19 protein-coding genes and 1 pseudogene are annotated in these 20,057 nt (G+C 72.4%); 11 read left to right on the top strand and 9 right to left on the bottom strand.

Annotated features, from left to right (window positions below):
* The 3 genes from AC02VZ_RS25730 to AC02VZ_RS25720 form a co-directional block, all read left to right on the top strand.
* On the top strand, positions 1-663 hold a 663-nt coding region (locus tag AC02VZ_RS25730; RefSeq protein WP_476476525.1), incomplete at its 5' end, for a DUF5753 domain-containing protein.
* Complete coding sequence (locus tag AC02VZ_RS25725) at positions 660-869, top strand: DUF397 domain-containing protein (protein ID WP_432058940.1); 210 nt, start codon at positions 660-662, stop codon at positions 867-869. The genes AC02VZ_RS25730 and AC02VZ_RS25725, both read left to right, overlap by 4 nt.
* Before the next feature lie 24 nt (positions 870-893).
* The gene (locus AC02VZ_RS25720) at positions 894-1,079 is read left to right on the top strand and encodes a DUF397 domain-containing protein (protein ID WP_432058941.1); all 186 of its coding nucleotides are present in this window, start codon (positions 894-896) and stop codon (positions 1,077-1,079) included.
* A 69-nt stretch (positions 1,080-1,148) separates the two neighbouring features.
* Here the strand turns inward: AC02VZ_RS25720 and AC02VZ_RS25715 are convergent, their stop codons facing one another.
* On the bottom strand, positions 1,149-1,841 hold the full coding sequence (locus AC02VZ_RS25715; RefSeq protein WP_476476524.1) for a M23 family metallopeptidase: 693 nt from the start codon (positions 1,839-1,841) through the stop codon (positions 1,149-1,151).
* Between the two features lie 303 nt (positions 1,842-2,144).
* Positions 2,145-3,017: an alpha/beta fold hydrolase gene (locus AC02VZ_RS25710; protein ID WP_476476523.1), complete on the bottom strand. Its 873-nt coding sequence runs from the start codon at positions 3,015-3,017 to the stop codon at positions 2,145-2,147.
* Between the two features lie 186 nt (positions 3,018-3,203).
* Here AC02VZ_RS25710 and AC02VZ_RS25705 point away from each other — a divergent pair, with 186 nt between their 5' ends.
* Together AC02VZ_RS25705 and AC02VZ_RS25700 are read left to right on the top strand one after the other, a co-directional pair.
* The gene (locus AC02VZ_RS25705; RefSeq protein ID WP_476476522.1) at positions 3,204-6,380 is read left to right on the top strand and encodes a sacsin N-terminal ATP-binding-like domain-containing protein; all 3,177 of its coding nucleotides are present in this window, start codon (positions 3,204-3,206) and stop codon (positions 6,378-6,380) included.
* Between the two features lie 260 nt (positions 6,381-6,640).
* A complete protein-coding gene (locus AC02VZ_RS25700; RefSeq protein ID WP_432058827.1) occupies positions 6,641-7,519 on the top strand; it encodes a hypothetical protein in 879 nt (292 codons plus the stop codon).
* Between the two features lie 137 nt (positions 7,520-7,656).
* On the opposite strand, the gene AC02VZ_RS25695 is transcribed toward AC02VZ_RS25700, so the two are convergent.
* Positions 7,657-10,059 (bottom strand): HAD-IC family P-type ATPase, encoded by a 2,403-nt coding sequence (locus AC02VZ_RS25695; RefSeq protein WP_476476521.1) that lies wholly within the window; start codon positions 10,057-10,059, stop codon positions 7,657-7,659.
* Between the two features lie 248 nt (positions 10,060-10,307).
* Positions 10,308-10,655, bottom strand: coding sequence for a DUF2530 domain-containing protein (locus tag AC02VZ_RS25690; protein ID WP_476476520.1), 348 nt, complete (start codon positions 10,653-10,655; stop codon positions 10,308-10,310).
* A gap of 293 nt (positions 10,656-10,948) precedes the next feature.
* Between AC02VZ_RS25690 and AC02VZ_RS25685 the strand changes: the two genes are divergently transcribed.
* Positions 10,949-12,400, top strand: coding sequence for an NCS2 family permease (locus AC02VZ_RS25685; protein WP_432058830.1), 1,452 nt, complete (start codon positions 10,949-10,951; stop codon positions 12,398-12,400).
* Between the two features lie 121 nt (positions 12,401-12,521).
* On the opposite strand, the gene AC02VZ_RS25680 is transcribed toward AC02VZ_RS25685, so the two are convergent.
* Positions 12,522-12,710, bottom strand: a complete 189-nt coding sequence (locus tag AC02VZ_RS25680; RefSeq protein WP_432058831.1) for a ribbon-helix-helix protein, CopG family — start codon at positions 12,708-12,710, stop codon at positions 12,522-12,524.
* A 149-nt stretch (positions 12,711-12,859) separates the two neighbouring features.
* Here AC02VZ_RS25680 and AC02VZ_RS25675 point away from each other — a divergent pair, with 149 nt between their 5' ends.
* The 3 genes from AC02VZ_RS25675 (at position 12,860) to thpR (ending at position 15,567) form a co-directional block, all read left to right on the top strand.
* Complete coding sequence (locus AC02VZ_RS25675) at positions 12,860-13,297, top strand: MarR family winged helix-turn-helix transcriptional regulator (RefSeq protein ID WP_476476519.1); 438 nt, start codon at positions 12,860-12,862, stop codon at positions 13,295-13,297.
* A gap of 96 nt (positions 13,298-13,393) precedes the next feature.
* Positions 13,394-14,755, top strand: coding sequence for an MFS transporter (locus AC02VZ_RS25670; RefSeq protein ID WP_476476518.1), 1,362 nt, complete (start codon positions 13,394-13,396; stop codon positions 14,753-14,755).
* Positions 14,756-14,994: 239 nt separating this feature from the next.
* Complete coding sequence (gene thpR, locus AC02VZ_RS25665; protein WP_476476517.1) at positions 14,995-15,567, top strand: RNA 2',3'-cyclic phosphodiesterase; 573 nt, start codon at positions 14,995-14,997, stop codon at positions 15,565-15,567.
* Positions 15,568-15,697: 130 nt separating this feature from the next.
* On the opposite strand, the gene AC02VZ_RS25660 is transcribed toward thpR, so the two are convergent.
* Genes AC02VZ_RS25660 through AC02VZ_RS25650 form a run of 3 tightly spaced genes read right to left on the bottom strand, consistent with a single transcriptional unit; the run spans position 15,698 to position 17,632 of the window.
* Positions 15,698-16,690, bottom strand: a complete 993-nt coding sequence (locus tag AC02VZ_RS25660) for an aldo/keto reductase (RefSeq protein WP_164333413.1) — start codon at positions 16,688-16,690, stop codon at positions 15,698-15,700.
* Positions 16,691-16,733: 43 nt separating this feature from the next.
* Positions 16,734-16,997, bottom strand: a complete 264-nt coding sequence (locus tag AC02VZ_RS25655) for a Uma2 family endonuclease (RefSeq protein WP_476476516.1) — start codon at positions 16,995-16,997, stop codon at positions 16,734-16,736.
* Complete coding sequence (locus AC02VZ_RS25650; RefSeq protein ID WP_164333415.1) at positions 16,955-17,632, bottom strand: GDSL-type esterase/lipase family protein; 678 nt, start codon at positions 17,630-17,632, stop codon at positions 16,955-16,957. The genes AC02VZ_RS25655 and AC02VZ_RS25650 overlap by 43 nt, the downstream gene beginning before the upstream one ends.
* 107 nt (positions 17,633-17,739) lie before the next feature.
* Here AC02VZ_RS25650 and AC02VZ_RS25645 point away from each other — a divergent pair, with 107 nt between their 5' ends.
* A complete protein-coding gene (locus AC02VZ_RS25645) occupies positions 17,740-18,747 on the top strand; it encodes a WD40 repeat domain-containing protein (RefSeq protein ID WP_476476515.1) in 1,008 nt (335 codons plus the stop codon).
* Between the two features lie 45 nt (positions 18,748-18,792).
* On the opposite strand, the gene AC02VZ_RS25640 is transcribed toward AC02VZ_RS25645, so the two are convergent.
* Complete coding sequence (locus AC02VZ_RS25640; RefSeq protein ID WP_476476514.1) at positions 18,793-19,608, bottom strand: TetR/AcrR family transcriptional regulator; 816 nt, start codon at positions 19,606-19,608, stop codon at positions 18,793-18,795.
* 85 nt (positions 19,609-19,693) lie between these two features.
* Here AC02VZ_RS25640 and AC02VZ_RS25635 point away from each other — a divergent pair.
* Positions 19,694-19,951 (top strand): annotated as a pseudogene (locus tag AC02VZ_RS25635) (ATP-binding cassette domain-containing protein); the annotation flags it as partial.
* Between the last annotated feature and the right edge of the window lie 106 nt (positions 19,952-20,057).

The following is a 20,057-nucleotide window of genomic DNA, read 5'->3' as shown; positions in this document are numbered from 1 at the left end:
CGGATCCCCCGGCAGGAGTTCCTGGACAAGGCGGACGAGGTCCTGAACGCGGGCGGACTCATCGCGGCGGCCTGGGAGGACGTGAAGAAGGTCCGGTATCCGAAGAAGGTGCGGGCGCTGGGGAAGCTTGAGGCGAGTGCGGTCGAGATCGCTGTGTATCAGTCCAACAGCATCAATGGGTTGTTGCAGACGCCGGAGCACGCGCGAGCGGTGATCGGCGCGGCTCAGCCGCCCTACTCGCCGGACGACGTGGAGCGCATGGTGGCTGCACGAGTCGCCCGGCGAACCGTCTTCGATCGTGATCCAGCCCCGGCGCTCAGCTTCGTCCTGGAGGAAGGGGTTATGCGTCGGCCTATCGGAGGCACAATGGTGTGGCGTCAGCAGCTCGAACGCCTGCTGGAGGTGGGCCGGTTGCACAACGTTGTGTTTCAGGTGATGCCGATGAGCTGCGAGACGCACTCCGGGACGGACGGCACGATCGAGTTGCTGAAGTTCGCGGACGGGACGGCGGTTGGCCGGGCCGATGGTGAGTTCAACGGGCGGCCTACCTCTGACCCCAAACAACTACGCATCCTTGAACTGCAGTATGGGACGATCCGGGCTCAGGCGCTCTCGCCACGGGAGTCGCTGGCCTTCACCGAGCAACTGCTGGGAGAAACATGATCCGCAAGTCCACTGCCGGGGATGCCTCCGGGCTGGCATGGTTCAAGAGCAGTTACAGCAGTGGCAATAACGGCGAGTCGTGCGTCGAGCTGGCGCTCACCCCCCGCACCGTCCACGTCCGGGACTCCAAGGACGCCGCCGGCCCTCGACTCGCCTTCGCGCCGGATGCCTGGGCGCGGTTCGTGCCGTACGCGTCCGAGGGCTGAGCGCACACGGCGGTGGGGAGAGACATGATCCGCGAACTGGCGTGGTTCAAGAGCAGTTACAGCGGCGGAAATGACGGCAACTCCTGCGTCGAGCTGGCCCTCACCCCCCGCACCGTCCACGTCCGCGACTCCAAGGACACCGAAGGCCCCAGCATCGCCTTCGCCCCGGGCGTGTGGGCGGCGTTCGTGCCGTACGTGTCGGAGGGGTGAACGCGCACCGCGACCCCGAGGGGGAATCCTCGGGGTCGCGTGGGCGCGGTCAGGTGGTGCCGTGGTCGGTCAGAACTTCACGCCCTTGGCGCGGAGGAACTTGACCGGGTCGACGGCGGAGCCGTAGTTCGGGGTGGTGCGGATCTCGAAGTGCAGGTGGGGTCCGCTGGAGTTGCCGGTGTTGCCGGACAGGGCGATCTTCTGGCCGGTCTTGACGACCTGGCCGACCTTGACGTTCACCGTCGACAGGTGGGCGTACTGGGAGTAGGTCTTGCTGCCGTGCTTGATGACGATGGCGTTGCCGTAGGCGGGGCCGTCGCCGGCGCCGTTGGGGCCGGCCTTGACGACGGTGCCGCCGTGGGTGGCGACGACCGGGGTGCCGGAGGGGATGGCGTAGTCCTGGCCGCTGTGCTTGGAGGCCCACATGCCGCCGTTCGCGGCGAAGCTGGCCGACAGCTTGTACTTCTTCACCGGGTCGACCCAGGACGCGGCCTTCTTCTTCGCGGCGGCCTTCGCGGCCTTCGCCGCCTTGGCGGCGTGGGCCGCCTTCTGGGCCTCGGCGGCCTTCTTCGCCTGGGCGGCCTTGGCCTGGGCGGCGGCCTGGGCCTGGACCGCGTGGGCGACGCCGGACGTGGTGGTGTCGGCGGCGGTCGCGACTCCGGCTCCCAGGGCGACCGAGGCACCGAAGCCGGCGACCAGGACGGCGGCGCGGGTACGGGTGCGGGCCGGACGGAAGGAACGGGACGTGACGCGCTGGGACATCGAAAACCTCACGGGGTGGGGACAGAGGAGAACCACCCGGTGCACAGGACCGCGCCGTGGTGGCCGTTCCTTGGTAACCGCCCCCGGCCAAAAGCCGCAAAGGTGTGACCTACGACGATAGGCCGTAGATCGGGCGTGTGCCCCATATCTCTTGACGAGGGGGGTCTCGTGGGGCGAAACCCCCCATTTCAAGCTGATCGATCAGAGCGACGCACTAAATGTCCGATTTGGAATGGGCCGCTTCACGACTATTCCTGGTAGTACCGGACATCCGCCCTGTGCCGCTTGTCACCGGGAGCCGGATCAGGGCGTCCCGGGAATGTGGCCTGGGTCTCCGGATCCGAGGAAGTCGACCAGCAGCCGGTTGAGCGCGTCGGGCTGTTCCGTGGGGATCGAATGGTGGGAGGCGCCCCGCAGGGTCACGACCTGCGCGCGGGGCAGCAGGCGGCGCGCGGCGGCCGCCATGCGGGACGCGTCGTGCGCCCGGCTCCGCTCGGCGGCCACCACGAGGGTGGGGACGGTGCACGCCCGCAGGGCGTGCCGGTCGGGGGGCGGCATGGGCACGACCCTGGACCGCTTCGCCGTGGCGGTGCTGTCCAGGAACTCCCGCCACACCTGGTCCCCGGGGTCGCTGCCGGTCTCCCAGCGGTGGAAGGCGCGGGGCCGCTCGGCCGCCGGTCTCAGCTGGGTGAGCACCGCGCGCAGGAGGTAGCGGTTGCTCATCCGGACGAAGCACTGGGCGGGGTCGAGCAGCACGAGGCCGGCCAGCCGGCGGGGTGCGTGCAGGGCGTGGCGCAGGGCGATCCATGCCCCGTAGGAGTGACCGCACAGGTGCACCCGGTCCAGGCCCAGCCCGTCGAGGACCGCGTCCAGCCAGGCCACCAGGTCCCCGGCGCCCCGCAGCGGCGCCCCGTCGTGAACGCTGCGGCCGAAGTCGCCCATCAGGTCGACGGCGTACACCCGGTGCGCGGCGGCCAGGGCGCCCACGGTGGCGTACCAGACCACGGACGTGGTGCCGCCCCCGGGCAGCAGCACCACGGGGGAGCCGTCCTCGGGGCCGCAGACGTGCACCCGGGTGCTGCCGTAGGGCGTGGGGACGTCCACGTCCCGGACCGGGACGGGCCACTGCCGCAGCACCGCGTCGTACGCCGCCAGGAAGCTCGACTCGTCGCCCACGGGTCCCCCCGCCTCGTGATCACCGGACTCGCCGATTCTCCCGCCCGACGGGGCCCGGCGGAAGAGGCCGGGCCCCGTCACGCGGCGGCCGACGCGGCCCCGCACCCCACGGACCAGGGGCGTCGGCGGGAACACCGGGCACCCGGCTCGCGGTACCTTCGTCGTCACCCGATGAGGAGAGTCAACGTGAGCAAGTTCGTGCGGCCCGCCGCCGAGGGGGCCGACCCGTTCGGCACGGTGCAGTTGCGGCGGGGTGTCCTGGACGCGTGGGCCGCCAGTCCCGCCCGGTTCCGGGAGGACGCCAACGCCGAGGAGGACCTGGTCCTCGGCGGCTACCGCGACCGGCTCGTCGTCGAGCTCGCCCAGAACGCCGCCGACGCCGCCGCCCGCGCGGGCGTGCCGGGACGGCTCCGGCTCACCCTGCGGGACGGGGTCCTCGTCGCCGCCAACACCGGCGCCGCCCTGGACGCGGCGGGCGTGGAGTCGCTGTCCACGCTGCGCGCCTCCGCCAAGCGGGACACCCCGGACGCCTCGGTGGGCCGGTTCGGCGTCGGGTTCGCGGCCGTGCTCGCGGTCACCGACGAACCCGCCGTGGTCAGCCGCCACGGCGGGGTGCGCTGGTCCCTCGCCGAGGCCCGCGGGCTCGCCCACGAGGCCGCCGGGGGCAGTGCCGCCCTGGGCGACGAGATCCGCCGCCGGGACGGGCACGTGCCGCTGCTGCGGCTGCCCTTCGCCGCCGAGGGCACCGCCCCCGCCCCCTACGACACGGCCGTCATCCTCCCGTTGCGGGACACGGCCGCCGCCGACCTCGCCGAGCGGCTGCTGCACGCCGTCGACGACGCCCTGCTGCTCGCCCTGCCCGGCCTGGAGGAGATCGTCGTCGAGGACGGCGACAGCGAGCCGAGGACGTTGCGGCGCCGGACCGAGGGCGAGCTCACCGTGGTGGAGGACTCCCGCGAGGGCACCACCCGCTGGCGCACCGCCGCCGCGCACGGGCCCCTCACCGCCGAGCTGCTCGCCGACCGGCCCGTCGAGGAACGGCTGCGGCCCCACTGGTCCGTCACCTGGGCCGTGCCCGTGGACACCGACGGCACCCCGGCCCGCCCCCGCACCAGTCCCGTCGTGCACGCCCCGACGCCCAGCGAGGAACCCCTCGGCGTCCCCGCGCTGCTCATCGCCTCCTTCCCGCTCGACTCCACCCGCCGGCACACCGCTCCCGGCCCGCTCACCGACTTCCTGGTGCAGCGCGCCGCCGACGCCTACACCGAGCTGCTGGCCGGCTGGCGGCCGGTGACCGCCGGGATCCTCGACCTGGTGCCCGGGCCGCTCGGCAAGGGCGAACTGGAGGGCGCCCTGCGCGCGGCGATCCTGGAACGGCTGCCGCGCACCTCCTTCCTGCCGCCGGCCGCCGAGGCCCGCGACGACCGGGGCGACCGGGACGACGACTCCGGGCTGCCCGAGTCGCTGCGGCCCCGGGACGCGGAGGTCGTGGAGGGCGCGGGCGCCGACACCGTGCGGGTGCTGGCCGAGGTCCTGCCGACCCTGCTGCCGGCCGGCCTCGAACGCCGCGTCGAGCTGCGCACCCTCGGCGTCGCCCGGATCCCGCTCGGTGACGCCGTCGACCGGCTGGCCGGGCTGGAGAAGGAGCCCGGCTGGTGGCGGCGGCTGTACGAGAGCCTCGCGGGCGTCGACCCCGACCGGCTGACCGGGCTGCCCGTGCCGCTCGCCGGTGACCCCTCCGACGGGTACGGCCCCGGCGCGGCCCGCACGGCCATCGGCCCCCGCCAGGTCCTGCTGCCCGGCGGTGACGCCACCCGCATCGAACCCGGGGTGCTGACCCGGCTCGGCCTCAAGGTCGCCCACCCGGACGCCGCCCACCCCCTCCTGGAGAAGCTGGGGGCGCTGCCCGCGACCCCGCGCGCCGTCCTCACCACCCCGCAGGTGCGGGCCGCCGTCGCCGCCTCCCTCGACGACGACGGCGGCGGCCTCGGCTGGGAGGACGACGCCCCGGACGCCGAGGAACTCGCCGACACCGTGCTCGGCCTGGTCCGGGACGCCGGACTGGAACCCGGCGACGAGCCCTGGCTCGGCGCCCTCGCCCTCCCCGACGAGGACGGCGAACTGGCGCCCGCCTGCGAACTCGTCTTCCCCGGCGGCCCGTTCGCCTCCGTCATGCGCGAGGGCGAACTCGCCGCCGTGGACACCGAGCTGGCCGAGAAGTGGGGCGAGGCGCCGCTGGCCGCCTGCGGCGTGCTCGTCGGCTTCGCCCTCGTCCGCGCCACCGACGTCGTCCTCGACCCCGACGAACTGGAGCCCCGCGACAGCGACTTCAGCGAGCCCGACGACCCCGGGCTGCTGGACGCCGTGGACGTGTGGTGCGAGGACGTCCTCGACCGCTTCCCCGACACCCCGGTGCCGCCGGTCGCCACCGAGATCGTCGCCGTGCGCGATCTCGACCTCGTCGACGACGACCAGTGGCCCCGCGCCCTCGCCCTGCTCGCCCGCCCCCCGCTGCGCGACGCGCTCACCCAGCCGGTGCGGATCCTGATGCCCGACGGCACCCACGAGACCGTCCGCCCCTACACCGCGTGGTGGCTGCGCGGCCACCCGGTCCTCGACGGCCGCCGCCCCGCCGGTCTGCGCGCCGCCGGCGGCGACCCGCTGCTGCGCGGACTCTACGACGAGGCCGACGCCACCGGATTCGAGGACGAGCAGGTCCTGCGGGCGCTCGGCGTGCGCACCTCGGTCGCCGCGCTGCTCGACGAGCCCGGCGGCGCCGCCGAACTTCTCGACCGCCTCGCCGACCCGGACCGCGAGGTCGGCCCCGCCCAGCTGCACGCCCTGTACGGGGCGCTGGCCGGCCTCGACCCGGAGGACGTGACCCTCCCGGACGAACTGCGGGCGGTCGTCGACGGGCGGGTGCGGGTGGTGGACGCCGCCGACGCGGTGGTCGTCGACTCGCCGGACCTGCTGCCGTTCACCGGGGGCCTGCCGCTGCTGCCGGTCCGCCCGGCACGCGCGGCCGACCTGGCGGAGCTGTTCCAGGTGCGGCGGCTCAGCGAGACGGCCACCGGGCGGGTCGGCTCCGAGGGCACCGAGCACGACGTGCCGGAGCCCGTGCGGGTCCTGCTCGGCCCGCGCACCCCGGCCACCTACGTCGAGCACGAGGAACTCCTCGTCGACGGCGTGGAGCTGGACTGGCGGCTCACCCCGGACGGCGTCCTGCACGCGGCCACCCTGGAGGGGGTCGCCGCCGGGCTCGCCTGGGCGGCCGGCCAGTGGCCGCGCCGGTTCGAGGTCGCCGCGCTGCTGGAAGACCCCTCACGGACGGAGGAGTTGGCGCGCGACCGCTGGTTCGACTGACCGGAACGGGGCTGGAAAGGGGCCGAAAAGGGGCCGAAAAAAGGGGCCGGAACGGCGCCGGCAGCGGACCCGGCGTGGACCGGCAGCGGACCGTGAACAAAGACGGTCACAAAACTTTCACTTTTCGTGCAACCATTGCCCCCACCCGCGCATCTGATCTTCCGAGTCAACAGACTCCACGATCATTCGGGGCCCCGCGCCGACGACGAGCCGTACGAAACGACCAGAGCCGGGGCCCCCTTCCTCCACCAGGGGAACGCATGCGTATTCGCGCCACCGTGGCCGCCGTCTCCGGCGCCCTGGCCCTGTCCGCCCTCGCCGTCCCGTCCGCCCAGGCCGTCGACGCGCCCTCGTTCCGGGAGGCGGCCGTCGCCGCCATCGAGGCGGACCGCAACGCCCCGGCCCAGCGGTCCACGTTCGCCGCCGCTGCCGCCGTCGGCGACCTCGACGTCTCCTTCTCCGGCCTCAAGATCGCCGCCGCGGTCAAGGTCGGGACGACGAACAAGGTCTCCACCACCGTCACCTACAAGATCACGCACGGCGCCGACGTGGACATCCACTCGGACGAGTTCGCGACCGGCCCGTACATCTACAAGGGCTCCTTCGAGCAGCCGGTCAACCTGCTGCTCGGGGACAACCCGGCCACCTGCACCTCCACCTCGGCGACCACCGCCACCTGCAAGGGGAAGATCGACATCTACCCCGCGTACGACGAGCTGATCAACTCCGACGCCGGCACCTGGAAGGCCGGCGGACTGGCGCTGAACTACGCCACCGAGGAGTTCGCCGACCAGGGCGCGATGGGCTCCACCAAGATCCAGCGGTACTCCCGCCTGACCGTCAACGCCGCCCCGGAGCCGGTGAAGAAGGGCAAGACCATCACCGTCACCGGCAAGCTGTCGCGGGCCAACTGGGAGACGCACAAGTACCACGGCTACAGCACCCAGTCGGTGCAGCTGCAGTTCCGCAAGAAGAACTCCAGCACCTACACCACCGTCAAGACCATCAAGACCAGCACCACCGGTCAGCTGAAGACCACCGTCAAGGCGTCCGTCGACGGCTACTTCCGCTACAACTTCGCGGGCACCAGCACCACCCCGGCCGTCAAGGCCGCCGGTGACTTCGTCGACGTGAAGTAGACCGCACGACCTGCGGCAGGCCGGCCACCACCCGGTTCCCGGCCACCGACAGGTTCTGGCACCACCCGGTTCCCCGCACCACCCGGTTCCCCGCGTCCCCGCCAGGGGCGCGGGGAACCGCGCGTCGGGGCCCGGCCCTACACGGGGAACCGGCGGTCCACCCACCGCCACAGGAACTCCAGCGCCGCCGCCGCCACCGCCGCGATCCCGACCGCCGCCCACGGCATCGTCATCCCGACCAGCCTCAGCGCGAAGAACTCCTGCAGCCACGGCACGACCAGCACCAGCAGGAACCCGGCCCCCATGGCCGCGACCAGCCCGACCCGCCACCAGGTGTAGGGGCGGGCGATGATCGCCAGGACCCACATCGAGATCAGGAACAGCGTCAGGGTCGCCGCGCTCGTCTCCGCGCCCAGCGCGTCCGCCCCGCTGTAGTGGTGCCGCGCGAGCAGGTACGTCGTGAACGTGGCCAGCGCGGCCAGCGCCCCGCCCGGGATCGCGTACCGCATCACCCGGCGCACGAAGTGCGGCCTGGCCCGCTCCTTGTTCGGGGCGAGCGCCAGGAAGAACGCCGGGACGCCGATGGTCAGCGTGGACAGCAGCGTCAGATGGCGCGGCAGGAACGGGTACTCGACCTGCCAGCACACCACCAGGATCGCCAGCAGCACCGAGTACACCGTCTTCACCAGGAACAGCGTCGCGACCCGGGTGATGTTGCCGATCACCCGCCGCCCCTCGGCGACCACCGACGGCAGGGTGGCGAAACTGTTGTTCAGCAGCACGATCTGCGCGACCGCCCGGGTGGCCTCCGAGCCGGAGCCCATCGCCACCCCGATGTCGGCGTCCTTCAGCGCCAGCACGTCGTTCACGCCGTCGCCCGTCATCGCGACCGTGTGCCCGTGCGACTGCAGCGCGCCCACCATCTCCCGCTTCTGCTGCGGGGTGACGCGGCCGAACACCGTGCCCTCGTCCAGCGCCCCCGCCATCCCGTCCGGGTCGGACGGCAGCCGGCGGGCGTCCACCGCCGACCCCGTCAGCCCCAGCTTCGAGGCGACCGCGCCGACCGACACCGCGTTGTCCCCGGAGATGACCTTGGCGCGCACGTCCTGCTCGGCGAAGTAGCGCAGGGTGTCGGCCGCGTCCGGCCGCAGCCGCTGCTCCAGCACCACCAGCGCGACCGGCCGCACGCCCTCGGCGGCCTCCGGCGCGTCCACGTCCACCCCGTCCCGGGCCCGGGCCAGCAGCAGCACGCGCAGCCCCTGCTCGTTCAGCCGGACGGTCTCGTCCAGCGCCGGATCGTGCGGCGCGAGCAGCACGTCGGGCGCCCCCAGCAGCCAGGTCACCGGCTCCCCGCCCGGCTCCTCCACGAAGGTCGCGCCGCTGTACTTGCGGGCGGAGGAGAAGGGCAGCGTGTCGGTCAGCCGCCACTCGGTGGTGTCCGGGTAGGCGTCGATGATCGCCTGGAGGGAGGCGTTGGGGCGCGGGTCCGCCGAGCCCAGCTCCCCGAGCACCCGGCGCAGGTACGCCTCGTCCCCGTCGCCGAGCACCCGCAGCTCGGTCACGTCCATGCCGCCCTCGGTGAGCGTGCCCGTCTTGTCCAGGCAGACCGTGTCGACCCGGGCCAGGCCCTCGATGGCCGGCAGCTCCTGCACCAGGCACTGCTTGCGGCCCAGCCGGATCACCCCGATCGCGAAGGCGACCGAGGTGAGCAGCACCAGCCCCTCCGGGACCATCGGGACGATGCCGCCGACGGTGCGGGCGATGGAGTTGCGCAGCTCGTTGTGCTTGACGACCAGCTGGCTGATGATCAGACCGATCGCGGTCGGGACCATCATCCACGTCACGTACTTGAGGATCGTCGAGATGCCCGAGCGCAGCTCGGAGTGGACCAGCGTGAAGCGGGACGCCTCCTCGGCGAGCTGCGCCGCGTACGCCTCGCGGCCCACCCTGGTCGCCTGGAAGGCGCCGCCGCCCGCGACCACGAAGCTGCCGGACAGCACCGGGTCGCCCGGCTGCTTCACCACCGGGTCGGCCTCACCGGTGAGCAGCGACTCGTCGATCTCCAGCCCGTCCGCCTCCACGCACGTGCCGTCCACCACCACCTTGTCGCCGGGCCCGATCTCGATCAGGTCGTCCAGCACGATCTGGGAGGTGCTGACCTCGGCCGCCGCCCCGTCCCTGCGGACCGTCGGCCGCACCTCGCCGATCAGCGCCAGCGAGTCCAGGGTCTTCTTCGCCCGCCACTCCTGGATGATGCCGATCCCGGTGTTGGCGAGGATGACGAAGCCGAACAGGCTGTCCTGGATCGGCGCGACGATCAGCATGATCACCCAGAGGACGCCGATGATGGCGTTGAACCGGGTGAAGACGTTCGCGCGCACGATCTCGGCCATCGACCGACTGCTGCGTACGGGGACGTCGTTGACCTGCCCGCGCGCCACGCGTTCGGCCACTTCCGCGGCGGTCAGTCCGGTCACCGGTGACGTGACCGTGCCGGGCTGCTCGGCTTCGACCTGGGCGCCCGCGTCGAGATGCGTCATGCCTCCGACGTTACGTGCGGAGGGCGACGCTCACCCACCTGACCCCGGCATGTTCCTCCCCGGGAAGGACCCGGGGGAAAGCGGCAACCCTCCGGGGGAGTACGGGGGCGGCCTCCGGGCTCCGCGGGAGCCTTCCGGGCTCACCTGCCTGGGGAATCTCCGGCCCGTGCGGGTCGGTGCGGCCTGCGCGGCCCGCTGTGGCGCCCTGTGGCGCCCGCCCGTCGGTGTCTCGGGGGCCCCGAGCCCTATTACGCGGTCTCGGCCCGTTCCGTCGCATCCGTCGAACCGGCGGCGTTCGTCGAGCCTGCGGCGTCCGTGGTGCCCGTCGCACCCGCCGTGTCCGTCGTCCCCGCGGCCCGCGCCCGCTTCAGGGCGGCGTCGCGCTTGCGGACGTACCAGATGCCGATGAAGCCGAGCCCGCCGCCGGCCAGGCAGGTCCACAGCCACCAGGTGTGGCCGTGCTCGTCGAACCAGCCGTAGAAGGGCAGCTGCACCAGGAAGAGGACGAACCAGACGATCGTGCCGCCGACGATGGTGGCGACCACGGGGCCCTCCAGGGGCTCCGGTGCCTCGTGCTTGGGGGTCCACTTCTGCATACGGGCAGTCTACGAGGGGGTGCGGCGGGGCGGCCGGTCGCGTCTGCGGGGTGCCCCGGCCTCGGTCCCGTCCCGGCCTCTCGGTCCCGTTCCGGCCCCTCGGTCCTGTTCCGGCGGGTCCCCGGCCGTGTGGTCGGCCGCACACCCGTGCACGGAGGTCACCGGGCGTCTACGCGCGGAGATAGCGGAGCGGCCGTTATATGTTCATACTGAAACGGTTTGTTTCTGGCCACTGCTTGTCGTAGGAAACGCCAAAGGGACGCCTTGCGATCCCGCCGGTGATGAGGTCTCGCATGTCCACGTCGGCTCCCGCCAAGGCGCCCACCCCGGAACGCCCGGAGGGCGGCCCGGCGTACGGCGCCCTCGACCGCTACTTCAAGATCTCCGAGCGGGGCAGCACCCTCGCCCGTGAGATCCGGGGCGGTTTCGCCACCTTCTTCGCGATGGCCTACATCATCGTGCTGAACCCGATCATCCTCGGCAGCGCGAAGGACATGTACGGCCACCAGCTCGACAACGGTCAGCTGGTCACCGCGACCGCGCTGACCGCCGCGTTCACCACCCTGCTGATGGGTGTCATCGGCAACGTCCCGATCGCGCTCGCGGCCGGGCTCGGTGTGAACTCGGTGGTCGCGCTCCAGCTCGCACCCCGCATGTCCTGGCCGGACGCCATGGGCATGGTCGTGCTGGCCGGCTTCGTGGTCATGCTGCTGGTCGCCACCGGGCTGCGCGAACGGGTGATGAACGCCGTCCCGTACGGCCTGCGCAAGGCCATCGCCATCGGTATCGGCCTGTTCATCATGCTGATCGGCCTGGTCGACTCCGGCTTCATCACCCGGATCCCGGACGCCGCCCAGACCACCGTCCCGCTCCAGCTCGGCGTCGGCGGTCACCTGAACGGCTGGCCGGTCCTGGTCTTCGTCCTCGGCGCGCTGCTCACGCTGGCGCTGATCGTCCGCCGGGTGCCCGGCGCGATCCTCCTGTCCATCGTCGCGATGACGGTCCTGGCGCTGATCATCAACGCCGTGGCCGACGTCCCCTCCTGGGGCCTGACCGAGCCGACCTGGCCCGGCAACCCGGTCGCCACCCCCGACTTCGGCCTGATCGGCGAGGTCAGCCTGTTCGGCGGGTTCGCCAAGGTCGGCGTGCTGACCGGTGTGCTGTTCGTCTTCACCGTGCTGCTGTCGTGCTTCTTCGACGCGATGGGCACGATCATGGGCGTCTCCGACGAGGCCAAGCTGACCGACGGCGACGGCCACATGCCCGGCATCAACAAGGTCCTGTTCATCGACGGCGTCGCGGTCGCCGCGGGCGGTGCCAGCTCCTCGTCGGCCACCACCGCCTTCGTGGAGTCCACGGCCGGCGTCGGCGAGGGCGCCCGCACCGGCTTCGCCAACGTCGTCACCGGCTCGCTGTTCGCCGTCGCGCTGTTCCTCACCCCGGTGGCCACCATGGTCCCGAGCCAGGCGGCGACCCCGGCGCTGCTCGCGGTCGGCTTCCTGATCCTGGCCGGTTCGATCAAGGAGATCGACTGGGCGGACTACACCATCGCCGTCCCGGCCTTCGTGACCATGGTGATGATGCCGTTCACGTACTCGATCACCAACGGCATCGGCATGGGCTTCCTCACCTTCTCCGTGCTGCGCCTGGCGGCCGGGCGGGGCCGTGAGGTGCCGGTGGCGATGTACGCGGTGTCGGCGGTCTTCGCCTTCTACTACCTGATGCCGGCGCTGGGCCTCACCTGATCCGCCCGCCCGCCGGGCCTCACTTGATCGGCCCGCCCGGGCTGCGTGCCCGCCCGGGCTGAGGCGCCGGCCCGCCCGGGCTGACGCGCCCGCGCGCCCGGCACGCGACGGTTCTACGGGGTCACGGCACCCCGTAGAACCGTTCCGTCTCCTCCACCGAGGTCCGGAACCGCTGGTCGAAGTCGTCGCGCCGGAGTGTCCGCAGGACGTAGTCCTGGACGGTCATGCCGCGTTTGGCGGCGTGGTCCCGGAGCCGGTCGAGCAGCTCCTGATCGATCCGCAGGCTGAGCACGTCGGTCCCCATGGGCATGAGCGTTGCCGCACATCTCGTCCCCGTGCACCCGTTTTCGCCGATTGATCACTCGAACGGGTGATCCGGGGCGGTAGTGGCAGGAGTCACGCCCGGGACCGTGCCTCACCGGTAGTCCTTAGTGAAGGTAATGAGTTAAGCTAAGCACCATGCCGGATCTCAGCCATGGCGACGACGCCGCCGCCGTGAACTCCCTCCGCACCGCCGTGATGCGACTGTCCCGTCGGCTCAGGCACCAGCGCGTCGACGAGTCGCTCAGCCCCACGGAGATGTCGGTGCTCGGCACCCTGGCCCGCTGCGGCCAGGCCACCCCGGGCGAACTCGCCCGCAAGGAGCACGTCCAGCCACCCTCGATGACCCGCATCGTCGCCCTGCTCGAAGGCAAGGGCCTGGTCCGGCTGGACCCGCATCCCGACGACCGGCGCCAGAAGGTCGTGCGGCAGACCGAGCAGGCAGAGACCATGCTCGAGGAGAGCCGCCGCCGGCGGAACGCGTTCCTGGCCACGCTGGTGGAGGGACTCGACGAGGACGAGTGGGCGAAGCTGCGCGCCGCCGCCCCCGTGCTGGAGAAGCTGGCACACCTGTAGGCCCGCCCCGGCGGCCCACCGACCGGAGCGCCGCCCCGGCGACGTCCACGCAGAAAGCGCTGTAGCGCCCGCTGTAGCAACAAGGAGGCGAACCTTTTGAGTACGGGATCCGGAGCACCTTCCGCCCCCGCACCAGACACCCGCGACACCCCGACCGCCCCCGACGGCGCCCCCCGCAAGGCGTCCATGTTCTCCTCGCTGAAGGTCAGGAACTACCGCCTTTTTTTCATCGGCCAGGTCGTCTCCAACATCGGCACCTGGATGCAGCGCATCGCCCAGGACTGGCTGGTGCTCACCCTCACCGGCTCCGCCGCCGCCGTCGGCATCACCACCGCCCTGCAGTTCCTGCCGATGCTCCTGTTCGGCCTCTACGGGGGCGTCCTCGTCGACCGGCTGCGCAAGCGCCCCACGCTGCTCGTCACCCAGACCGCGATGGCGCTCACCTCCCTGATGCTCGCCGTCCTCACGCTCACCGACAGCGTCCAGGTCTGGCACATCTACGTCGCCGCCTTCGCGCTCGGCCTGGCCACCGTCGTCGATAACCCGGCCCGGCAGTCCTTCGTCGCCGAGCTCGTCGGCCCGCGCCAGCTCCAGAACGCCGTCAGCCTGAACTCCGCGAACTTCCAGTCCGCCCGGCTGGTCGGCCCCGCCGTCGCGGGCGTGCTGATCACCGGCGTCGGCACCGGCTGGGCGTTCCTCCTCAACGGCCTGTCCTTCATCGCGCCCATCGCCGGACTGCTGATGATGCGCTCCCGCGAGCTGCACGCCGCCACGCCCTCCAAGCGCGGCAAGGGCCAGCTCCGCGAGGGCCTGCGCTACGTCGCCGGGCGGCCGGAACTGGTGTGGCCCATCGTCCTGGTCGGCTTCATCGGCACCTTCGCCTTCAACTTCCCCGTCTACCTCTCGGCCTTCGCCGACGACGTCTTCCAGGGCGGCGCGGGCGCCTACAGCCTCTTCAACATCCTGATGGCCGTCGGCTCCCTGGCCGGCGCCCTGCTCGCCGCCCGGCGCGGCACCGCACGGCTGCGGCTGCTCATCCTGGCCGCGCTCGCCTTCGGCACCGTCGAGATCGTCGCCGCCTGGGCACCGGCGCTGTGGATGTTCGCGCTGCTCATGATCCCCATCGGCCTGTTCGCGATGACGGTCAACGTCACCACGAACACCAGCATCCAGATGTCCACCGACCCGGCCGTCCGGGGCCGCGTCATGGCCCTGTACATGATGGTCTTCCTCGGCGGCGCCCCCGTGGGAGCGCCCATCGTCGGCTGGATGACCGACACCTACGGCGCCCGGATCGGCCTCGCCGTGGGCGGTGCGATCGCCGTGGCCGCCGCGGCCGTCATCGGCCTGATCCTGGCCCGGCTCGGCAACCTGCGCCTCACCGTCGGCTGGCACGGCGGACACCCGCGGGTGCGGTTCGTGCCGCGCGAGCGGGAGAAGACGCTGGTGGCGGCCTGATCCCTGCCGGAGGGCTACCGGGAGGGTGCATGCGGGTCCGGCCCCGGGCGCGCCGCGCCCTTCCCCGAAGCCCGGCCGGGCGAACAGGAGAAGGCCCGGCGCGGCCCGAGGGTCCTTCGGAGCCCTGACCACCGACGACAACGCGGCGAGGCGCGGTGCCGGGACCCGCGAGCCCCGCGTGATCCGACCAGAGACCCATGAAGCCGCCGGGCCCCCGGCCCACCCGCGAAACTGGACCCATGCGACTCTTCGCCGCCGTGCTGCCCCCCGAGGACGTCACCCGCGAGCTGGCCGCCGAGGTGGACCGGCTGCGGGCGCTGCCCGGGGCGGACGCCCTGCGGTGGACCGGGCGGCCCGGCTGGCACCTCACCCTCGCCTTCTACGGCGAGGTCGACGACGTCCTCGTCCCGGACCTGGACGCCCGTCTGGAACGGGCCGCCTCCCGTACCGAACCCTTCGAGCTGGCGCTCGGCGGCGGCGGCCACTTCGGCCGGGGCCGGGCGCTGTGGGCCGGCGTGGACGGCGACCTGCGCACCCTGCGGCTGCTGGCCGACCGGTCCGAGGCCGCCGCCCGCAAGGCGGGCGTCCCGATGGGCGAGCACCGCCGCTACCGCCCCCACCTGACCCTGGCCCGCAGCCGCACCGACCTCGACGTCCGGCCCCACCTAGACGTCCTCGACGGCTTCCGCGGCCCCGCCTGGACCGTGACCGAGCTGGCCCTGGTCCGCAGCAGCCTGCCGGTGTCGGGCGTCCCGGGCGAGCAGCCCCGCTACGAGGCGGTCGCCCGTCACGCCCTGGGAGGGGCCGGTTAGTCTCGAAGGCGTGGACCCGAAGACCCGTAACCGGATCATGGCCGGTGCGCTGATGCTGATGTTCGTCGTCGTGGCACTGGCGGCGGCCCTGGGCAAGTAGCGCCGCCGCCCGCGCCCCGACGTACGGGTGTCACCAGGCGAACGCCTCCGGTGAGGGCCCCGGGCCCGGGAAGATCTCGTCCAGCGAGGCCAGCAGCTCCTCGCTCAGCTCCAGCTCGACCGCCCTCAGCGCCGACTCCAGCTGCTCCGCGGTGCGCGGGCCGACGATCGGTCCGGTCACGCCGGGCCGGGTGAGCAGCCAGGCCAGGGCGGCCTCGCCGGGTGCGATGCCGTGCTTGTCGAGGAGGTCCTCGTACGCCTGGATCTGCGCCCGCGAGGCGGGGTCGGCGAGGAAGTCCGCGGCCCGGCCCGAGGCCCGGCGACCGCCCTCCGCCTGCTTCTTGAGCACCCCGCCCAGCAGACCGCCGTGCAGCGGCGACCAGGGGATGACACCGAGGCCGTACTCCTGTGCCGCAGGGACGACCTCCATCTCGGCGCGCCGCTCGGCGAGGTTGTACAGGCACTGCTCACTGACCAGGCCGATGGTGCCGCCGCGCCGGGCCGCGATCTCGTTCGCCTGGGCGATCTTGTAGCCGGGGAAGTTGGAGGAGCCGACGTAGAGGATCTTGCCCTGCTGGATGAGGACGTCGATCGCCTGCCAGATCTCCTCGAAGGGGGTGCTGCGGTCGATGTGGTGGAACTGGTACAGGTCGATGTAGTCGGTCTGCAGCCGCTTCAGGCTGGCGTCCACGGCCCGCCGGATGTTGACCGCGGACAGCTTGTCGTGGTTCGGCCAGGCGTCGCCGTCGGCGGCCATGTTGCCGTAGACCTTGGTGGCGAGGACGACCTTGTCGCGCCGGTCGCCGCCCTTGGCGAACCAGTTGCCGATGATCGACTCGGTGCGGCCCTTGTTCTCGCCCCACCCGTAGACGTTGGCCGTGTCGAAGAAGTTCAGGCCGGCGTCCAGCGCCGCGTCCATGATGGCGTGGCTGTCGGCCTCGTCGGTCTGCGGACCGAAGTTCATCGTCCCGAGGACGAGGCGGCTGACCTTGAGTCCCGTGCGTCCGAGCTGCGTGTACTCCATGACGCCCCAGCCAACGTCCTGGAGTGCGCTCCACGCAAGGGGATCAGTCACGGGGGAAGCCGGCGGTCGGCAGCGTCAGATCGGCCACGGTGCCGGTCAGGTCGATGTCGTCGCCGAAGTCCACCCTGGTCCGGGTGACGTAGTCACCGTTCTTGGGGTCGGTGTAGACGAAGCAGCGCCCCAGGTAGGGGTCGGCGATGACGTACAGGGGGATTCCGGCGGTCGCGTACGGTGCCGTCCTGCCCGGGCCGTTCCGCCGGGCGGCTACGCCTGCTCGTAGGGGCCGCCCAGGTCCCAGTCGCGCCACATCGCGTCGGCGAAGGCCGCCGCCATGCGGTGCTCGCCCGACTCGTTGGGGTGGGTGCCGTCGTAGGTGTCGGTGTGGAAGTCGTAGGTGGCGGCCGGGTCGGCGAGCAGGAGGGGGGAGGTGTCGGTGCCGAGGTCTATGACCGCCTTCGCGAGCAGGTCGTTGAAGCGGGCGACCTGGGCCGCGAAGGGGGCGTCCTGGTCGGCGCGGATGTTGTGCGGCACCGGCATGATCACCATGCGCACCGACGGCCGGGCCGCGCGGGCGCCGGCGACGAAGGCGCGGACGTTGTCCGCGGTCTGCTCGGCGTTGGTGTAGAAGCCGAGGTCGATCAGGCCGAGGGAGACCAGCAGGACGTCGGCGCGGGCGGTGCGGACGGCGTCGCCGATCAGCGGCGTCAGGTGGTGCCAGCCCTCGCCCCAGCCGGCGAGGTGGCCGCGCGGGAAGTCCGGGTCGGCGTAGGCGTACGAAGTGGGGGCCTCGGCGGCCTTGTCGTAGAGCGTCTCGCGCGGGCCCACGAGGGTGAACGGCCCGCCGTACGTGGCGCACAGGTGCTGCCACAGCCGGTAGCGCCACGTGTGCTCACCCGCGCTCCCGATCGTCATCGAGTCGCCGACGGGCATGAACCTGAGCATCCGCTCATCATCGTTGATCGTCCCCGCCCGCGGGGTGTGAGACCGGCCACGCGACCGGGTGATCCCGACCGGCGCTGAACTGCGGTGCCGGATGGCAGGCTTGGGGCATGCGCAGACCCCTCGCCCTGCTCGCCGCCGCCCTTCTCGTGGGCGCGCTCGCCGCGCCCGCCGCCGCAGCCGCGGGGGAGGGCCCGCGGGCGCGGGGCGACGGCGACGGCGGGTTCACGCTGAAGGACCCGCGGATCACCGAGTCCAGCGGTCTCGCCGCCTCCCGGCAGCACCCCGGCATCTACTGGACGCACAACGACAGCGACGACGGCCCCTACCTGTACGCCGTCGACAGCGCGAGCGGGGAGACCGTCGCCCGGATCACGCTCTCCGGCATCGGCGCGCCCCGCGACGTGGAGGCCATCTCCATCGGCCCCGGCAACCGGATCTTCGTCGGGGACATCGGCGACAACCTCGGCGGGTCCTGGCCCCACGTGTGGATCTACGAGCTGCCCGAGCCGAAGGAGCTCAAGGACCAGACCCTGCGGGCCACGCAGTACGTGGTGACGTACTCCGACGGCGCGCGGGACGCCGAGTCGATGGTCGTGCACCCGACGACGGGGCGCGTCTACCTCATCGACAAGAACGAGGAGGGCGGGCACCTGTACGAGGGGCCCGCCGAGCTGTCCGCGTCGGGCACCAACGTCTTCCGGCGGACCGTCCCGATCGACCTGTGGGCCACCGACGCCGCGCTCTCCCCGGACGGCGAACACCTCGCCGTGCGCGGGTACCTGGGCGGCATCCACTACGCCTGGAACGACGGGAAGCCGCAGCGCAAGGGCCGGCTGAGCGTGCCCCTCCAGGGCCAGGGGGAGTCCGTCACCTTCTCGGCGGACGGCACCCGGCTGCTGTACGGCACGGAGGGCACCGAGAGCCCGGTCGAGGCGCGCGAGGCGCCCGGGGCGAAGGGCGCGGAGGGCGCCTCCGGCGACGGCGACGGGGCGCGGGCCGGGGACGACGGCGGCGCGGGGGGCGACGGGCTCGACGACGGCGTCATGATCGGCGGTGCGGCCGTGGCCGTGATCTGCGCGCTGCTGTTCGCACGGGGACGGCGCCGCCGGGGCTGACGGCGGGCGCGGGGCGGCCGGGCGGTGGTCCGGGGTGCCGTCCGGTCAGGCCGTTCCCGCCCGGCGGGTGACGTGGATCTCCAGGCCGTCGAGGATGCGCTGCAACCCGAAGCCGAAGTGGTCGAAGTCCGGGCCGAAGGTGTCCTCGGAGAGGGTGGCCATCACCGGGTAGCGCCCCGTGCTCATGACCTTCTCCAGGGTCGGCCGCTGGGCCTCCCAGAACTGGGACTCGGTCAGTCCTGAGGTGCGTTCCGTCTCCTGCCAGAACAGGTCCGTGCGGGCGGCGCCGACGACGTAGCCGTCGATCATGATGATCACCGACAGCAGTTCGGGGTCGGACAGCCCCATGGGCTTGATCCGGGCGAGCACCCGCTCCAGGCCGTCCAGCGCGTGAGGGCCGAGGACCGGGCGGGACTGGTTGACGCCCAGCAGCCACGGGTGGCGGTGGTACTGGGCGAGGGTGGCGCGGGCGCGTTCCTCCAGAGCCGCCCGCCAGCCGCCGTCGCCCGGCGACGCGGGGGAGTCGTGGGCGGCGGAGGGGTCGCGCTCGGGGCCGGGCGCGGTGTCGTCCTCGGGGCGCTGCACGCGGTCCAGCATCAGGTCGAGCAGTTCCGCCTTGCCGGGGACGTAGCGGTACAGGGTCATCGTGCCGGTGCCCAGTTCGGTGGCGATGCGGCGCATCGACAGGGCGTCGAGTCCGTCCCGGTCCGCGACCTCGACGGCCGCTTCGACGATCCGCTCCAGCGTCAGGCCCGGTTTCGGTCCCCGGCTCGGCCGCCGGTCCGTGTTCCACAGCAGGTCCAGGGTCCGGGCGATGTCACCGCCCCCGCTGCTGCGGGTGTCGCCCGCACTGCTCGTCATGGGCAGCAGTCTAGGTGCGCCCAAAAAACCGAGTACGGTGTACCCGCTATCGAGTACGGTGTACCCGGTTTTCGGAAGGGGGACCATGAACGACGAACACGCGGTACACGCCCGTGCCCTGGAGAAGCGCTATGACGGCCGGCGCGCCCTGGACGGCTTCGACCTGACCGTGCGCACCGGCACCGTGCACGGCCTGCTCGGCCCGAACGGCGCCGGCAAGACGACGGCCGTCCGTATCCTGTCGACCCTGCTCCGGCTGGACGCCGGGCGCGCCACGGTCGCCGGTCTCGATGTCGCCCGCCGGCCCCGCGAGGTGCGGGCACGGATCGGGCTAGCCGCAAGGCCGTGAAGTTTGCGGGCTGGGTGGGGTTGTCCAGGGGTTGTGAACTGCGGTTTCGCCGGACGTGAGGAGCGGAGCCCCGGTAGAACTGGCAGTCGACCAAGACAAG

This window comes from Streptomyces sp. 3-6, assembly GCF_056323165.1.
This window is presented reverse-complemented; position numbering and strand designations above follow the sequence as displayed.

What these genes read in the sequence shown, in the direction of transcription:
- AC02VZ_RS25715 (WP_476476524.1), bottom strand. Translation starts at nt 1,841, where the DNA reads ATGTCCCAGCGCGTCACGTCCCGTTCCTTCCGTCCGGCCCGCACCCGT.
- AC02VZ_RS25660 (WP_164333413.1), bottom strand. Translation starts at nt 16,690, where the DNA reads ATGGAGTACACGCAGCTCGGACGCACGGGACTCAAGGTCAGCCGCCTC.
- thpR (WP_476476517.1), top strand. Translation starts at nt 14,995, where the DNA reads ATGCGACTCTTCGCCGCCGTGCTGCCCCCCGAGGACGTCACCCGCGAG.
- AC02VZ_RS25650 (WP_164333415.1), bottom strand. Translation starts at nt 17,632, where the DNA reads ATGCTCAGGTTCATGCCCGTCGGCGACTCGATGACGATCGGGAGCGCG.
- AC02VZ_RS25695 (WP_476476521.1), bottom strand. Translation starts at nt 10,059, where the DNA reads ATGACGCATCTCGACGCGGGCGCCCAGGTCGAAGCCGAGCAGCCCGGC.
- AC02VZ_RS25680 (WP_432058831.1), bottom strand. Translation starts at nt 12,710, where the DNA reads ATGCCCATGGGGACCGACGTGCTCAGCCTGCGGATCGATCAGGAGCTG.
- AC02VZ_RS25700 (WP_432058827.1), top strand. Translation starts at nt 6,641, where the DNA reads ATGCGTATTCGCGCCACCGTGGCCGCCGTCTCCGGCGCCCTGGCCCTG.
- AC02VZ_RS25720 (WP_432058941.1), top strand. Translation starts at nt 894, where the DNA reads ATGATCCGCGAACTGGCGTGGTTCAAGAGCAGTTACAGCGGCGGAAAT.
- AC02VZ_RS25725 (WP_432058940.1), top strand. Translation starts at nt 660, where the DNA reads ATGATCCGCAAGTCCACTGCCGGGGATGCCTCCGGGCTGGCATGGTTC.
- AC02VZ_RS25690 (WP_476476520.1), bottom strand. Translation starts at nt 10,655, where the DNA reads ATGCAGAAGTGGACCCCCAAGCACGAGGCACCGGAGCCCCTGGAGGGC.
- AC02VZ_RS25675 (WP_476476519.1), top strand. Translation starts at nt 12,860, where the DNA reads ATGCCGGATCTCAGCCATGGCGACGACGCCGCCGCCGTGAACTCCCTC.
- AC02VZ_RS25640 (WP_476476514.1), bottom strand. Translation starts at nt 19,608, where the DNA reads ATGACGAGCAGTGCGGGCGACACCCGCAGCAGCGGGGGCGGTGACATC.
- AC02VZ_RS25645 (WP_476476515.1), top strand. Translation starts at nt 17,740, where the DNA reads ATGCGCAGACCCCTCGCCCTGCTCGCCGCCGCCCTTCTCGTGGGCGCG.
- AC02VZ_RS25685 (WP_432058830.1), top strand. Translation starts at nt 10,949, where the DNA reads ATGTCCACGTCGGCTCCCGCCAAGGCGCCCACCCCGGAACGCCCGGAG.